Genomic DNA, 16,840 nt, shown 5'->3' with positions numbered 1-16,840 from the left:
CGCGTGCGGTACCTGGGGCTGAGCGGTGCTTTCCGCTCGATGATTCCTTGAGCTGCGCTCGACTCTTCCTCGAGATGCCGGTGTTCCGTCCCGCCCGCTCCAGAAACCGTTCTATCCTGCCGCGTGAGCAAGAGAATTCGTCAGTCGTGTTCTCCTGCGGAGTGTGACCGACGCGGAGAAAGGCTGTTTGCATGCGACGCGTGCTGTGCCCCGTGGAAAACCTTTACGTCGCCCAGCGAAGCAGGGCGGTCCTCTCCTGTGCCCTGGACGGTCCCGTCGACTCGGCGGCCCTGTCCGCGGCGTTCGAGGCGGTCACGGCGGAGCAGCCGCAACTGCTGACGCACATCGTCCCGGACGGCGACGGCCACGCCCTCGAATCTCTCCCGGAAGCCGAGCGGCCCCGGCTGCGGACACGCACCGGGGGCGAGGAGGCGTACGTGGAGGAGCTCAACACCCCGCTGACGGTGGGTGGTCCGCTGACCCGGGCGGTCCTCGTGAGCGACCCCGACGAGGAGCGGCACACCCTGGTCCTGAGCATCGACCACGTCATCACCGACGGACACAGCGGGATCGCCCTGCTCAACACCCTCTGGGACCGCTACCGGGAGCGCATGGGCGACACCTTGGCTCCGCGCACGCCCGTGGCCGAACTCCCCGCGCCCATCAGCACGCTGTTGCCACACTCGGACGCGGCCGACACGGCGAAGTACCTGGAACAGCGTGTGGAGAACGTCGGCCGCCGCCCGGTCGAACTCGTCGCGTACGACGTGCAGGCAGCGGAGGAAGCGCCCGAGGAGCCCCACCGCATCGAGGTCCGGCGGCTGCTGCTCGACACCGAACCGACCACCGGGCTGCGCGAGCGGGCCCGCGCGGAAGGTCTGTCCGTGCACGCCCTGATCAGCGCCGCCCTGCTGCTCGCGGCCCGTCGGCGCATGGACGGCACGGACCCGCGCGTCCTGGGCTGCCTGTCACCGGTCGATCTGCGCTCGCGTCTGTCGCCGCCGGTGCCCGCCACCCTCATGGTCGCCGCGGTCAGCATGCACCTGCAGGCCCTGCCCGTCGGCGAGGACACCGATGTACTGGAGCTGGCGCGTGAATTCGGCGACGGCCTGCGGGACTTCCTCGACCGCGGCGATCACTTCCGGGAGATGCACATCATGCCGTCGGTCCCGCAGCATCCGACACTCCACCTCGGCACGGTCATCGTCACCAACATGGGTGCCGTGTCCGGCCCGCGTCTCCCGGAGGGCACGCGCGTCACCGACGTACGGCTCACGCCCGCCCGCGAGCACTACTTCCCGCAGGCCGGCCGCAGCCCGATCATGGCCTGCGTCACTACGTTCGACGGCCGCCTCGCCATCGAGTTCCCGCACCACACCGCCTGCTTCAGCCGGCCGTTCATGCGCGAGCTGGCCGACGAGGTCCGGGCGAGCCTGCTCGCCCTCGCCGAGCCCGACCTGGAGCGGCGCCCCGCCGCAACCGTCCGACACCGCGTCACCCGCACGTAGTCGGACCATCCTTCGCCCGTCGAGGGGCACGGCCCGGCCGTGCCCCTCGACGGGCTCAGTGACGCGAGGTCAGGACAGCTTGATGGTGGGGCGGTACAGGTCGAGCCAGACGGCCAGGTCCAGGACCCGCTCGAAGGCGTCCCGGGTGTCACGTTCCACCGCCTCCGGCTTCCCGCGCACGGCTTCGGTGAGTGCCGCCCGGTCGAAGAACTCCACCGCGCGGTGGTCGTCGGACAGCAGCTCTCCGACCTGGCGCTGCACCTCCCCGACGTAGCTCAGCTCCTGGGTCAGCGGGTAACCCGCCTTTGGCCGGTCCGCCACCGAAGCCGGCAGCATGTCGCGCACGGCGGCGCGCAGCAGGCTCTTCTCCCGGCCGTCGAACGCCTTCATCGACCACGGCGTGTTGAAGACGTACTGCACCAGCCGGTGGTCGCAGATCGGAACTCGCACCTCCAGGCCGACCGCCATGCTCATCCGGTCCTTGCGGTCCAGCAACGTGGGGAGCGCGCTGGTCACATGGACGTAGCAGAACTCGCGCATACGGCGCTCGTGCGCGTCCTCGCCGGGCAGGGACGGCAGTTGTGCGACCGTGTCGGACCAGCGCTGCGCCAGGTAGCCGGGCAGGTCGAGGGTGCCGAGCGTCAGCTCCGGCTCGTACAGCCGGGTGGGCACCAGAGGCTCCACCCAGGGGAACGTCGCGGTCTGCTGCACCGCCGGGGAGTGGAACCACGGGTAGCCGCCGAATGTCTCGTCGGCGCCCTCGCCGGACAGTGCCACCGTCGAGTGCTCGCGGATCGCCTTGAACAGCAGGTAGAGGGAGTTGTCGCCCTCGCCGAAGCCGAACGGAAGATCGCGGGCCGCGATCACGGCCCGGCGTACCTCGGGGTCGGCCAGCTTCTGGTGGTCCAGTTTGATGTTGCTGTGCAGCGTGCCGACGTGGTCCACGACCTCGCGGGCGAACGGGGCGTCCGGCGAGCCGCGGAGTTCGTTCGCGCGGAAGTCGTCCGGCTGTTCGAAGTCGACCGTGAACGTCCTGGCCTGCCGTCCCTCTTCGGTGAGCTTCCGCGCGGCCAGGGCCGTCAGGGCGCTGGAGTCCAGACCGCCGGAGAGCAGCAGGCACAGCGGTACGTCCGCGACCAGCTGACGGCTGACGCTGTCCTCCAGCAGCTCACGGATCCGGCGTACCGTCGTCTCCGTGTCGTCGTGGTGCTCGCCGACCTCCAGCCGCCAGTAGACCCGCTCGCGGACCCCGCCCCGGTCGACGATCAGCATGGTGCCCGGTTTGACCTCCCGCATGCCCTTCCACGTGGCCTGGCCCGGTTCCTTGACGTACCCCATCATTTCCCGGAAGCCGTCCCGGTCCACCACGGCCTCCACGGCCGGATGGGCCAGTAGGGCCTTGGTCTCCGAACCGAACAGGACGCCGTCCTCGGTCTCGTACACGTACAGCGGCTTGATGCCGAGGTGGTCGCGCAGCAGGATCAGGCGGTCCGTACGGCCGTCCCAGATGCCCAGCGCGAACATGCCGAGGAGATGGTCGGCGACCGCCTCGCCCCACTCCAGGTAACCGCGCAGGACGACCTCGGTGTCACTGGAGGTGCGGAATTCGTGCCCACGGCGCCGCAGTTCGTCGCGCAGCTCCCGGAAGTTGTATGCCTCACCGCTGTACGTCATCACCACCGGGCCGTCCGGGGTGTCCACCGTCATGGGCTGGACACCGCCCTCCAGGTCGATGACCGACAGCCGGCGGTGCCCGAGGGCGGCGTGCGGCGACACCCAGGTGCCTTCGGCGTCCGGGCCGCGGCAGACCATGGTGGCGGTCATCGCGTCCAGGGTGGGGCGTTCCCTCGCCAGGTCACGCTGGAAGGCGATCCAGCCGACGATCCCACACATGTGCGTCCTCTCCTGCTGATGTTCTGTTCGGTGGTGGTCCGACTCGTGCGCGTGTCAGCGGGTGGCCGCCATGTGGGCCGGCAGTCCGCCGATGTGGGAGCGGGCCGTCGGCTCCAGGACGAGCCGCTTCACCACGCCCTTCATCCGCGACCACGGGCGGTGCAGTTCGCCGGCCCACTGCCAGGTGAGCCGGGAGCCGTCCGGGGTGGACTCCACGACGTAGTCCTCCACGAGGCTCCTGAAGACGTTGCGGGTGCTCTCGACGACGGTGAACGTCTTGCGGTGTCCCTCGTCCCAGCGGTAGAAGCGCTCGCGCAGGACGAAGCCTCCGTAGGTCTCGACCTCCCGGGTCGTCCCGACCCCGAACGGCCGGGGAGTGGTCCAGGTCAGCCGCTTCACGCCCTTCGTCCAGTGGGCAGGGCCGGAGTCGTCGGTCAGGGCCGCCCAGGTCTCCTCGGCCGGGTAGGGAACGTCGACGGTGCGCGTCAGGTAGACGGACGCGGTGGTGAAGAGCGAGTCGCCGGCCTCTTCGACCGGGTACCAGCGAGTGGGCATCGGAGGTCGTCCTTCCGGAGGGAGTCTGCGGGGGGAGTGGTACTGCGGGGAGAGCGGAGGGGTCGGTGCGCGTCAGGCGGCCTTGCGGGCGCGGTCGAGGCCGCCGCCGCGGGGGACCGGCCCGGATCGCTGGTCGGGAACGAGAGCGGGAGTCCGGGGCCGGGGATATGGCCCCGGACTCCCGCCCTCACGGCCGGGTTACGACCGGGTCAGGGGGAAAGGTGGGCGCGGACCGCGTCGAGCGTGGTCCCGGCGTGGTCGACGATCATCGTGAAGTGGTCGCCGGGCACATCCACCTCGACGGGCGCGGGCAGTCCGGGCCAGTGCGCCTGCCAGCCGGACTCGGGGAATCCGGGTTCCGGCACCCGCTCGGTCGCCCGGACCTGGAGGGACGGGACGTCGAGATCGGCCGGGACCCAGCCCGCGAAGATCCGGCCGAAGCCGCCTATCGCGGTCAGGGCGGTGTCGTCCAGGAGGGCGGCGGCGCCGTCGACGGGCGCTTCGGTGAGCGAGCGGCCGATGTACTGCCCGATGGGCGGCAGCACGGGGCTGCCGGGCGCGTAGCTGTCCAGCAGGACCAGGGCCGCGGGACGCAGACCCCGGCGCACCAGCTCCGTGCCCACCGCGTTCGCGAGCCAGCCTCCGGCGGAGTGCCCGAGGAGCGCGAACGGCGCGCCGTCGGTGCACCGTTCGACGTCGTCGGCGTGCAGCCGGACCAGGGCGTCGAGGTCGGCGGGCAGGGGTTCGCCCGCGACGAAGCCGGGCGCGGGCAGCACCCACACGTCCCGTTCGCCGCGCAGGCCGGTGGCGAGCCGGGCGTACTGGTGGGCGCCGGACTTGCCCGCGAACGACGGGAAACACACGAGTGCGGGTCCGTCACCGCCGCGCGCCAGCCGCACCGGCGCGGGCCGCCGTACGGTCCCGGCCGCGACGTCCGCCGCGTCGAATGTCTCCCGGAACCGGGCGGCGTCCTCCAGGAACGTGAGGAACTCCGCGAAGTGCCCTTCCTGTCCGGCCCGCGCGGCCAGCGCGGCCAGGACGCCCCCGCCGGCGGGCTCCGGGGCGGCCGTCTCGCTCGCGACGGGTTGGGAGTCCCCGGGCAGGTCCCCCGGCGGAGGAAGCAGCGACGCGGTGACCAGTAGCGTGTGGAGGTGGGCGGCGAACTTGTCGAGCGTGGGGTGCTCGAAGAGGACCGTGGAGCGGAGCCGCGCTCCGGTGGCCGTCTGGAGTTGGACACGGATCTCCGCGGCCATGACGGATTCGATGCCCAGCTCCGGGAGGCTGAACGCCTCCTCGACCTCCGTGGTGTCGGCGTGCCCGAGGGCCCTGGCGACGTGCTGGGCGACCAGGGTTCGCAGGGCGTCCTCACGGGCGTCGGCGGTGAGCGGGGCCAGGCGTTCGTGCAGCTGTGCCGCCGCGTCGTCGGGGGACGGCCCGTCGCCCGCGCCGCCGACCGTCGCGACCGCCGTCGGGAGCGTGCCGTCCGGCCAGAAACGGCGGCTCTGGAACGCGTACGTGGGGAGGCCGGTGTGGGCACCGGCGGGGACGTCCAGGGCGGCGGACCAGTCGACCCGCACTCCGCGGACGTGCAGTCGGGCCAGCGCCTCCAGTGCGCTCTGCTGCTCCGGGTGGTCGCGCCGCAGCAGCGGCACCGCCTCGACGGCCGGGCCCGGGCGCTCGGCCGCCGCGTCGGTCACGAGCGCCGTCAGCGCACCGCCCGCGCCGGGCTCGACCACCGTCGTGACGTCGGCATCCAGCAGGGCGCGCACGGTGTCGTGGGCGCCGGCTGCCTCGCGCAGGTGGCGCACCCAGTACTCGGGCGTGCTCACCTCCTCGGCCGTGCCGCTCGACAGCAGGGCGATACGAGGTGGCTGGAAGGCCAGCGTGCCGGCGATCCGCCCGAACTCCTCCAGGGCGCTGTCGGTCAGGGCCGGGCGGGACTCCCGCGACGACCGCTGCAGCTCGCCCTCACCGGACGCTGCTCGCATCAGGAGCCCGCGCGCCGCCACCAGCCGGCAGGCGTCCTCGGCAGACAGCGCGCCCGCCGCGTAGGCGGCCGTCAGCTCGCCGACCGAGTGACCGCCCAGCACGTCCGGGACCACGTCCCAGGACTGCAGCAGCCAGAAGGACGCCGCCCCGACGGCGAACAGGCCGGCCTGGGCGTACTCGGTCTCGTCCAGCAGGGCAGCCTCAGGGGTGCCGGCCACGGCGAACAGCACCTCGCGCAGCCCGGGCCGGGCCGAGTCGCCGTGGAGGTTCATCTCGCGGTCCAAGGCCTCGCACAGCTCGTCCAGCGCTCGCGCGAAGACCTGGTAGCGCTCGTACAACTCCCGCCCCATGCAAGGGAACTGGCTGCCCTCGCCGGGGAAGAGGAACCCCAGGCGGCCGGTGGCGGGCGTACCACGCACCAGGCCGGGACCCGACGTGCCCGACGCCAGGGCCGCGAGACTCGCCTCGAAGTCCGTCCGGTCGGCGCCGACGACGACCGCGCGGTGCGGCAGTGTCGCGCGGTTGAAGGCCAGCGTCCCGGCCACGGCCGCCAGGTCGGTCCCGGGCCGCGCGGACAGGTGCTCGCGCAGTCGTTCCGCCTGCGCCCGCAGGGCCGCCGCGCTGTGCGCCGACAGCAGCCACGGCAGGGCCCCCGGAGCCGTCGCGGGCGCCTCGGGCTGCGGGGCCTCCTCCTGGGGCGGCTCCTCCAGGATCACGTGCGCGTTCGTCCCGCTGATGCCGAACGCCGACACACCGGCTCGCCGCGGACGCCCGGTCTGCGGCCACGGGACCGCCTCAGACAGCAGCTCCATGGCACCCGCGGACCAGTCCACGTGCGGCGTCGGCTCGCTCAGGTGCAGCGTGCTCGGCAGGACGCCCCGCTCCATGGCCTTCACCATCTTGATCACACCGGCCACGCCCGCGGCCGCGGCCGTGTGCCCGATGTTGGACTTCACCGAGCCCACCCACAGGGGCTGGTCGGCCGGGCGGTCCTGCCCGTAGCTCTCCAGCAGAGCCTGCGCCTCGATCGGGTCGCCGAGCGTGGTGCCGGTGCCGTGCGCCTCCACGGCGTCCACGTCGGCGGTGGAGAGGCGGGCGTTGGCCAGGGCCTGGCGGATGACGCGTTGCTGGGAGGGGCCGTTGGGCGCGGACAGCCCGTTGCTGGCGCCGTCCTGGTTGGTGGCGGTGCCGCGGACGACGGCCAGTACGCGATGCCCGTTGCGCCGGGCGTCGGACAACCGCTCCAGCAGCACCAGACCGACGCCCTCGCCCCAGCTCGTACCGTCGGCGGTGGCCGAGAACGGCTTGCACCGGCCGTCCGGGGACAGTCCGCGCGTCCGGCTGAAGCCGATGAACGCCTCCGGGGTCGACAGCACGGTGGCCCCGCCGGCCAGCGCCAACTCGCACTCGCCCGCCCGCAGTGACTGCGCCGCCAGGTGCAGCGCCACCAGCGACGACGAGCACGCGGTGTCCACGGTCACCGCCGGGCCCTCCAGTCCGAAGGTGTACGAGAGCCTGCCGGAGAGCACGCTCGCCGCGCCGCCCGTCAGCAGGAAGGACTCGACGCCCTCCCGCGCGGACGTCCCCGTCAGCAGCTGCGGGTAGTCCTGCCCGGCCAGGCCCGCGAAGACGCCGGTACGGCTGCCGCGCAGGGTGGTCGGGTCGATTCCGGCATGCTCGAAAAGCTCCCAGGATGTCTCCAGGAGCAGCCGCTGGTGCGGGTCCATGGCGAGGGCCTCGCGCGGGCTGATCCCGAAGAACGCCGCGTCGAACTGGTCGGCGTCGTCCATGAAGCCACCCTCGCGGGTGTACGTGTGGCCGACGCGGTCCGGGTCGGGGTCGTAGATGGACTCCACGTCCCAGCCGCGGTCCTTGGGGAAGAACGAGATCGCGTCCGTGCCGTCCGACACCAGCCGCCACAGGTCGTCCGGTCCCCGTACGCCTCCCGGGAAGCGGCAGGCCATCGCGACGATCGCGATCGGGTCGCCGTCCGCGGACGCGTCCGCCTGGGCCACCGGAGCACGGTCCCGGGCACCGGAGAGCCGGTCGAGCAGATGACCGGCGAGGGCCTGCGGAGTCGGGTGGTCGAAGACGACGGACGTCGACAGGCGGGCGCCGGTCGCGGCGCGCAGCCGGTTGCGCAACTCGACGGCGGTCATCGAGACGAAACCGAGGTCGCTGAAGGACCGGCCGGGCGAGGCGGGGGCGTCGAGGCCCAGCACGGCGGTGGCCTCATCCACCACAAGGTCCAGCGCCAGCTGCCGCCGCTCGTCCTCGGGCAGTCCGGCCAGCCGGCGGGCCAGGTCCGTGCCCTCGGCGTTGCCCTCGGACTCCGGGCCGCTGCCCGTCGCCGCGAAGGCGGGGACGGCACCCGTCTGCGCCAGGACGGTGTTCTCCTGCCGGACGTCCATCCAGTAGCGCCGGCGCTGGAAGGGATAGGCCGGCAGGTCCAGGACCCGGCCGGGCGGTGTCGTGAACCCGCTCCAGTCGACGGACAGGCCCTGGCAGTGGGCGTGGGCGGCGGAGGTGAGGACACGGGGCCAGCCGCCCTCGTCGCGGCGGAGGGTGCCGGTGACGAAGATGTCGCGCTCGTCTTCCTCGGCGATGGCTTCGAGGGCGAGGGCGAGAACCGGATGGGGGCTGCACTCGATGAACGCCGTGTGACCTTCGGTGAACGCGGTGCGGACCGCGTCGGTGAGGCGGACGGGCCGGCGCAGGTTCGAGTACCAGTAGTCGGCGTCGAGCCCGGCCGTGTCGATGAGTTCACCGGTGACCGTGGAGTAGAACGGGACCGTGCCCGAACGGGGCGTGATGCCCGAGATGGCCCGGACGACCTCGTCCTTGACGGGTTCGACGTACGGGGAGTGAGAGGCGTAGTCGGCGTCGATGCGGCGGGCGCGGATCTCCTTCTCCTCGCAGAGGGCGACGAGTTCGTCGAGATCCTGCGGCTCTCCGGCGATGACGGTGGCTCCGGGGCCGTTGATGACGGCCACGTGCAGACGCCCCTGCCAGGGCTCGATCAGCTCGCCTGCCCGCTCCTCGGACACCGCCAGGGAGACCAGGCTGCCCTGTCCGGTGACGCCGAGCAGGGCCTGGCTGCGCAGCGCGACGATCCTGGCGCCGTCCTCCAAGGAGAGCGCCCCGGCCACCACGGCTGCGGCGATCTCGCCCTGGGAGTGGCCGATGACGGCGGCGGGTTCGACGCCGAGGGAGCGCCACATGGCGGCGAGGGAGACCATCACCGAGAAAAGGGCGGGCTGCACGACGACGGAGCGGGAGATCCGCTCTCCGCTGCACAGCACCTCGGTGAGGGACCAGTCGACGTACGGGGTGAGGGCGGCCTCGCAGTCGGCGATCGACCGGGCGAACACGTCGGAGGTCTTCAGGAGTTCGGTGGCCATGCCGACCCACTGCGAGCCCTGGCCGGGGAAGACGAACACCGGACGCTCGTACTCACCCTGGCCGGTGATGACGCCGGGATCCGCCGCCCCCGTGGCCAGGGCCTCAAGTCCTGCCAGGAGTTCGTCCCTGTCGGTGCCGAGGACAACCGCGCGGTGGTCGAGGTTGGCTCGCTGGGTGAGGAGGGCGTGTGCCACCTCGCGTACGTCCGGAAGGTCGTCGAGGCCGGTGGCCAGGCGCTCGGCCTGGGCGCGGAGTGCGGCGGTGTCGCGGGCGGAGAGGGCGAGCGGCACGACCGGCGCGAGGGGCACAGCGGGCTCGTCCGCCGGCTGAGGGGCCTCGGCGGGCGCTTGCTCCAGCACCACATGCGCGTTGGTGCCGCTGACGCCGAAGGAGGACACGGCGGCGCGGCGGGGCCGGTCCGTGGCCGGCCACTCGCGCTGCTCGGTGAGCAGTTCCACCTTGCCCGCCGACCAGTCGACGTGCGGGGTGGGCGCGTCGACGTGGAGGGTCCTGGGGAGCACGCCGTGGCGCATGGCCATGATCATCTTGATGATGCCGCCGACGCCGGCGGCAGCCTGTGTGTGCCCGATGTTGGACTTCACCGAGCCCAGCCACAGAGGCTCTTCGCGGTCCTGGCCGTACGTCGCGAGCACCGCCTGCGCCTCGATGGGGTCGCCCAGTTTCGTGCCGGTGCCGTGTGCCTCCACCGTGTCCACGTCGGCGGGGGTGAGGCGGGCGTTGGCGAGCGCCTGCCGGATGACGCGCTGCTGGGCGGGGCCGCTGGGCGCGGTCAGGCCGTTGGAGGCGCCGTCCTGGTTGACGGCGCTGCCGCGTATGACGGCCAGCACCCGGTGCCCGTGCCGCCGAGCCTCCGACAGCCGCTCCAGTACGAGCACACCGGCGCCCTCACTGAACCCCGTGCCGTCCGCTGAGGCGGCGAAGGCCTTGCAGCGGCCGTCGGGTGACACGCCGCGCTGGCGGGCCGTTTCGGTGAACATGAAGGGCGTGGCCATCACCGTCGCCCCGCCGGCGAGGGCCAGCTCGCTCTCGCCGCGCCGCAGCGACTGGACGGCCACGTGCAGGGCGGCCAGCGACGCCGAGCACGCCGTGTCGACGGTGAGCGCCGGGCCCTCCAGCCCGAAGAAGTACGCCAGTCGGCCCGAGAGGATGCTTGCGGTGAGGCCGCTGATCAGATAGCCCTCGACGTTCTGGGGGGCGCTCCCCACGAGCGTCCGGTAGTCCTGCTGGCCGGTGCCCACGAACACGCCCGTGCGGCTGCCCCGCAGGGTCCTCGGGTCGATGCCGGCGTGCTCGAACGCCTCCCAGGAGGTCTCCAACAGCAGCCGCTGCTGCGGGTCCATGGCGAGGGCCTCACGCGGGCCGATGTCGAAGAAACCGGCGTCGAAGCGGTCGGCCTCGTCGAGGAAGCCGCCCTCGCGGGTGTTCGTCGTCCCCGGCGTGTCCGGGTCCGGATCGTACAGCGACTCGACGTCCCAGCCCCGGTCGGTCGGGAACGCGGACGTCGCGTCCCGGCCCTCCAGGACCAACTGCCAGAGACCGTCCGCCGACTCGACGCCGCCCGGGTACCGGCACGACATGCCGACGACGGCGATGGGTTCGCCCTCGACGGACTCCAGCTCCTTCAGCTGCGCACGGGTCTGCTGGAGGTCGGCCGTCACCTTCTTGAGGAAGTAGCGGAGCTTGTCCTCGGTGGTCTCGCTGTTCGCCACGATGGCGCTGTCCTCTCTGTTCCGCACGGGTCAGGAGATCCCGAGGTCGTTGGTGATGAAGTCGAAGACCTCGTCGTCGCCGGCCGAGTCGAGGTGCACCGTCGTTTCGTCAGGTGGTGTTCCGGTGCCGGTCGTCGGTTGCAGGCCCCAGTCGGCGACGACCGCGCGCAGCCGCGCGGCGATGCGGGCGCGATCGGGGTGATCGGCCGCGATCCCGGTCAGCGTCTGCTCCAGCCGATCGAGTTCGGCCAGCACCGGCTCGGCCCCCGGTACGTCGTCCCGCGGCAGCGCGCTGTCCATGTACCGGGCGAGCGCCTGTGTTGTCGGATGGTCGAAGACGAGGGTCGCGGGCAGCCGGAGCCCGGTGACGGCGCCCAGCCGATTGCGCAGTTCCACGCCCGTCAGCGAGTCCAGGCCCAGGTCGCTGAAGGCGCGCCCCGGTGCGACGGCGGAGCTGTCGGGGTGCCCGAGCACCTCGGCGACCGTGCGGCGCGCCAGATCGAGCAGGATCCGCTCCCTCTCCTCCGCGTCGGCTCCGTTGAGCCGCCGCCGCAGTTCCCCGGAGGCGTCTTCCCGCGCCGGTGCGCCGGCCGCTGCCGCCGGGGCCGAGGGGCGTACCAGCCCGCGCAGCAACGCGGGAACGGAGCCGTCCGCGCCGCGCAGCGCGGCCATGTCGAGACGGGCCGGCAACAGCGTGCGGGGTGTCCGGTCCTCCCGTGTCCCGTTCCCTGCCTGCAGGGCCGTCAAGGCCGCGTCGAACAGGGCCAGTCCGTCCTCGGGGGACAGCGAGAGGACACCGGAGCGCCGCCAGCGCCGCAGGGCCACGTCGTCCAGGCGGGCTGCCATACCCGCGTCCCAAGCGCCCCAGGCCAGTGAGACCGCCGGCAGCCCCAGGGACGCACGGTGCTGGGCGAGGGCGTCGAGGAAGGCGTTGGCCGCCGCGTAGCTGCTCTGGCCCGGGGCGCCGAGCGTGGCCGTGGCGGAGGAGAACAGTACGAAGACCGGCGGTTTCGTCTCCCGGGTCAGCTCGTGCAGATGCCAGGCCGCGTCGAGCTTCGGGCGCAGGACGGCGTCCACGATGTCGGGGGTAGGCGCGTCGAGCACACCGTCCTCGATGACACCCGCCGCGTGGATCACCCCCGTCAGCGGGTGCGCGGCGGGAATCCGGTCCAGTACGGCCGACAACGCGTCGCGGTCGGCCGCGTCGCACGCCTCCACCGTCACGTCCGCGCCCAGTGCTCCCAGCGCGTCGGCCAGCTCCCGAGCCCCGGCGGACCGCGGCCCGCCGCGGCTCAGCAGGACCAGCCTGCGTACGCCGTGTTCCGTCACGAGATGGCGGGCGACGAGGCTGCCGAGGGCGCCCGTGCCGCCCGTGACGAGGACCGTGCCCTCGGGATCGAGACCTGCCACCGGTGCCGACCCGTCCGAGGGCGCCTCCCGGGTGCGCACGAGCCGAGGCGTCAGCAGCGTTCCGTCCCGCAGCGCGAGGTGCGGTTCACCGCAGCCGATCGCCGCGCGCCACAGCTCCCCGTCGTGCGCCGTGGCCCCGTCCACGTCCAGCAGGACGAACCGGTCGGGATGCTCGGCCTGTGCGGCCCGTACGAGCCCCCACACCAGCGCCTGCCGCAGTCCCCCCACCTCGTCGTCGGCGTCGACGGCCACCGCGTTCCGCGTCACCACGACCAGCCGTGCCCCGGCGAGCCGTTCGTCCGCCGCCCAGGCCACGAGCACGGAGCGCACCGCACGCTCGACTGCCCGTGCGGCCGCCGGGACGCTTTCGTCGGCGGGCACCGCCGCCGCGCAGTCCCACACCACCGCGCCGGGCACCGGCCGGCCGGCCGCCACCGCCGTCCCCAGTGCCGCCAGATCGGCGAACGTCTCGGTGGCCGACCCGTCCGGCAGCGTGCCGTCGCCCACGCCGACGAGGTCCGGGACCGTCCCGGCGCCGGACCCGGCCGGCGGCTGCCACGCGACATGGAAGAGGCTGTCCGTGTGGCCGTGCCGGGAGGCTGCCCGCAACTGCTCCACGGAGACCGGTCGGGTCCCCAGCGCCCCCACGGAAAGCACCGGCACCCCGTCCGCGTCCGTCACGAGCACCGGTGTCGCGTTGTCGCCGAGCGGCGACATGCGCACCCGCAACGTGGTGGCACGGGTGCGGTGCAGCCGTACGTCCTGCCAGGCGAACGGCAGCCGCACCTGGTCGCCGGTGTGGCCGACCAGCCCCGCGTGCAGCGCGGCATCCAGCAGTGCGGGGTGCACTCCGTAGTGGGCCGCCTCCGCCCGGAAGGGTTCCGGCAACTCCACCTCGCCGAACACCTTGTCACCCAGGCGCCACAGCGCACGCAGCCCCTGGAAGGACAACCCGTACGTGAACCCGTCGAGGGCGACCGAGTCGTAGAAGTCGGTGACGTCCACCGGCACGGCACCGGCGGGCGGCCACGCGCCCGTCAGGCCGCCTTCGGCGGGAGCTTGGGCGGCGGCGTCCGACAGCACACCGGCGGCATGGCGCGTCCAGGGCAGCGCGGTCGCCTCGCCCTCCGCGAGCGTCGCGGATGCCGGCCGGGAGGCCACGGTGAACCTGCGGCGTCCGCTGCCGTCGTCCTCTCCGACGGTGACCTGGATGTGGACGACGTCGCCCTCGCCGAGGATCAGCGGGGTCTCCTGGACCTGCTCCTCCACCGTGCCGCAGCCCGTCAAACGGCCCGCGTGCAGGGCCATGTCGAGGTGCGCGGTGCCCGGGACGATGGTCGAGCCCAGGATGACGTGGTCGGCGATCCACCCGTGCGTACGGGACGACAGCCGGCCGGTGAGGACCAGCCCACCGCCGTCCGCCGGGGTGAGCACGGCACCGAGCAGCGGGTGCCCGGCCGGGGCCAGCCCCAGATCGCCGGGCTCGGCCGACGCCTTCCCGGCGCCGTCCGGCCAGTAACGTTCGCCCTGGAAGGCGTACGTCGGCAGCTCCAGCGGCAGGCGCCGCGCGGCACCGGCACCGGCGGCGGTGAGGTGCGCCCGCCAGTCCACGGCGACGCCCCGGACGTGGGCCTCGGCCAGCGCGATGAGGACCGTGCGGGCCTCGGAGCGGTCGCGGCGCAGCAGCGGCAGCGCGAGAACGTCGGAGTGCTCCTCCTGGGACAGCACGTCGGCGGCGCTGTCGCGGGTCATCGCGGACAGCACCCCGTCCGGCCCCAACTCCAGGAACGTGCGTACCCCCTGGCCCAGGAGCGTGCGCACGCCGTCGTGGAAACGCACCGCCTGGCGGACGTGCCGTGCCCAGTAGTCGGCGGAGCGGATCTCCTGTGCGGTGACCGGGTGGCCGGTGACGTTCGAGACGATGGGGATGAGGGGCTCACGCAGGTCCAGCGAGGACAGGACCGTGCGGAAGGCGTCCAGCATGCCGTCCATGCGCGGCGAGTGGAACGCGTGGCTCACGGCCAGTTCCTTCGTCCGCCGTCCCCGGGCGTGCAGCGTCCCGGCCACCGTGCGCACCACGTCCTCGTCACCCGACACGACCACCGAGGTCGGGCCGTTGACCGCGGCGATGCCGGCCAGGTCGGTGTGGCCCACGAGAAGTTCGGCGACCTCGTCCTCGGTGGCCTCGACGGCTGCCATCAGCCCGCCGGCCGGCAACTCCTGCATGAGCCGCCCGCGGGCCGCCACCGCGGTGACCGCGTCTTCGAGCGAGAGGACGCCCGCGACATGCGCGGCGGACAGCTCGCCGACGGAGTGGCCCAGCAGATGGCCGGGGCGCAGCCCCCAGGACTCGACCAGCCGGTACAGGCTCACTTCGAGGGCGAACAACGCGGCCTGCGTCCACTGCGTACGGTCCAGCAGCGCCGCCTGCTCCGACCCCTCGTCGGCGAACAGCACCTCGCGCAGCCGAAGATCCGCCCGCTCGGCGAACAGCGCGCAGATCCGGTCGAGGGACCCGGCGAACACCGGCTGGGCGGCGTACAACTCCCGCCCCATGGCGGCTCGTTGCGCGCCCTGGCCGGTGAACAGGAACGCAAGGCCCGTGCCGTTCACCGCCGTGCCGGTGATGACCTGGCCGGGTTCGGCCGGACCGGCGCCGCGCAGCGCGTCCAGACCCGCGAGGAGATCGTCCCGGCCGGTACCGACGATCACGGCACGCCGGTCGAGGCTCGCCCGCTCGGCGAACAGCGGCAGGGCGAGCGCGGCCGGATCGAGGTCCGGGTGCGCGACGACCGCCTCGTGCAGCCGCTCGGCCTGGGCACGCAGGGCCTGCGGTTCGGCGGCGGACAGCTGCCAGGGGACGAGCGCCGGGGCGGTGGCCCGGGTCTCCTCGCTGGGCGTGCCCTGGTCGTCGGCCTTCCCGACGGCGTACTCCTCGGCCTGCTCCAGAATGACGTGCGCGTTGGTGCCGCTGATCCCGAAGGACGACACCGCCGCGCGCCGGGGCCGGCCGGTGGACGGCCACTCCCGCGCCTCGGCCAGCAGTCGCACGGCCCCGCTGGACCAGTCGACATGCGGGGTCGGCTCGTCCACGTGCAGGGTCGCGGGCAGGCTGCCGTGCCGCATCGCCAGCACTGTCTTGATGATGCCGGTGATACCGGCCGCGTGTGTGGTGTGCCCGATGTTGGACTTCACCGAGCCCAGCCAGAGGGGCTCCGTCCGGTTCTGCCCGTACGTGGCGAGCAGCGCCTGCGCCTCGACGGGATCGCCCAGCTTCGTGCCCGTGCCGTGCGCCTCCACGGCGTCGACGTCGGCCGGGGCGAGGCGCGCGTCGGCGAGGGCCGCCCGGATCAGACGCTGCTGGGCGGGGCCGCTGGGCGCGGTCAGGCCGTTGGAGGCGCCGTCCTGGTTGACGGCGCTGCCGCGTATGACGGCCAGCACCCGGTGACCGTGGCGCCGGGCGTCCGACAGCCGCTCCACCAGTAGCATCCCGACGCCCTCGCCCCAGGCCGTACCGTCCGCGGCGGCGGCGAACGCCTTGACGCGGCCGTCGAGCGCGAGGCCGCGCTGCCTGCTGAACTCCACGAACATGAAGGGGTGGGCCATCACGGAGACCCCGCCCACCAGCGCCAGCCCGCACTCGCCGTCCCGGAGCGACCGCACTGCCAGATGCAGCGCGACCAGCGACGCCGAGCACGCCGTCTCGGCGGTGATCGCCGGCCCCTCCAGCCCGAAGGTGTACGCCAGCCGGCCGGAGGCGACGCTGAGCGCGGTGCCGGACAGCACATGGCCCTCGGTGCCCTCGGGTGCCGCCCCCGTCCCGGGGCCGCCGTATCCGTGTGACGCCGCACCGACGAACACACCCGTGCGGCTGCCGCGCAGTGACGTCGGGTCGATACCGGCCCGCTCAAGTGTCTCCCAGGAGGTCTCGAGCAGCAGCCGCTGCTGCGGGTCCATGGCGAGGGCCTCACGTGGGCTGATCCCGAAGAAGCCGGCGTCGAACCGGTCGACGTCGCGCAGGAACCCGCCGTGGCGCACATAGGTGTGGCCCGGCCGGTCGGGGTCCGCGTCGTACAGCGACTCGATGTCCCAACCGCGTTCGGACGGGAACGGCGTGATCGCGTCCCGCCCCTCGTCAAGGAGCTGCCAGAAGTCCTCGGGTGAGCGCACGCCGCCCGGGTAGCGGCAGCCCATGCCGACGATGGCGATCGGCTCGTGGCGCGCCTCCACCAACTGCCGGTTCTGCTGCTTCAGGCGCTTGTTCTCCTTCAGGGAGTGGCGCAGCGCCTCCATCATCCGCTCGGTCCGGTCGCCGTCCGGGCCGCTCGTCGCGGCACCTTCCTCGGCCCGTGT

Annotated in this window: 4 protein-coding genes and 1 pseudogene; 1 reads left to right on the top strand and 4 read right to left on the bottom strand. The window is 73.1% G+C overall.

Annotation, left to right across the window (positions count from 1 at the left end; genetic code table 11):
* Positions 1-191: 191 nt before the first annotated feature.
* Positions 192-1,508 (top strand): phthiocerol/phthiodiolone dimycocerosyl transferase family protein, encoded by a 1,317-nt coding sequence (locus OG841_RS09650; RefSeq protein ID WP_328641810.1) that lies wholly within the window; start codon positions 192-194, stop codon positions 1,506-1,508.
* A gap of 69 nt (positions 1,509-1,577) precedes the next feature.
* Here OG841_RS09650 and asnB read toward each other — a convergent pair whose 3' ends face one another.
* The 4 genes and pseudogenes from asnB to OG841_RS09630 all read right to left on the bottom strand — a co-directional run bounded on the left by asnB (position 1,578) and on the right by OG841_RS09630 (position 16,783).
* A complete protein-coding gene (asnB, locus tag OG841_RS09645; RefSeq protein WP_328641811.1) occupies positions 1,578-3,401 on the bottom strand; it encodes an asparagine synthase (glutamine-hydrolyzing) in 1,824 nt (607 codons plus the stop codon).
* A gap of 54 nt (positions 3,402-3,455) precedes the next feature.
* A complete protein-coding gene (locus OG841_RS09640; RefSeq protein ID WP_328641812.1) occupies positions 3,456-3,956 on the bottom strand; it encodes an SRPBCC family protein in 501 nt (166 codons plus the stop codon).
* Between the two features lie 242 nt (positions 3,957-4,198).
* Positions 4,199-11,059 (bottom strand): annotated as a pseudogene (locus OG841_RS09635) (type I polyketide synthase); the annotation flags it as partial.
* A 48-nt stretch (positions 11,060-11,107) separates the two neighbouring features.
* Positions 11,108-16,783: a type I polyketide synthase gene (locus tag OG841_RS09630; protein ID WP_419184341.1), complete on the bottom strand. Its 5,676-nt coding sequence runs from the start codon at positions 16,781-16,783 to the stop codon at positions 11,108-11,110.
* Positions 16,784-16,840: the final 57 nt, after the last annotated feature.

The organism is Streptomyces canus, assembly GCF_041435015.1.
Lineage (GTDB): Bacteria > Actinomycetota > Actinomycetes > Streptomycetales > Streptomycetaceae > Streptomyces > Streptomyces canus_G.
Note: the sequence above shows the minus strand (reverse complement) of the source record. Positions and strands in the feature narration are given on the sequence as shown.

What these genes read in the sequence shown, in the direction of transcription:
- OG841_RS09650 (WP_328641810.1), top strand. Translation starts at nt 192, where the DNA reads ATGCGACGCGTGCTGTGCCCCGTGGAAAACCTTTACGTCGCCCAGCGA.
- asnB (WP_328641811.1), bottom strand. Translation starts at nt 3,401, where the DNA reads ATGTGTGGGATCGTCGGCTGGATCGCCTTCCAGCGTGACCTGGCGAGG.
- OG841_RS09640 (WP_328641812.1), bottom strand. Translation starts at nt 3,956, where the DNA reads ATGCCCACTCGCTGGTACCCGGTCGAAGAGGCCGGCGACTCGCTCTTC.
- OG841_RS09630 (WP_419184341.1), bottom strand. Translation starts at nt 16,783, where the DNA reads ATGATGGAGGCGCTGCGCCACTCCCTGAAGGAGAACAAGCGCCTGAAG.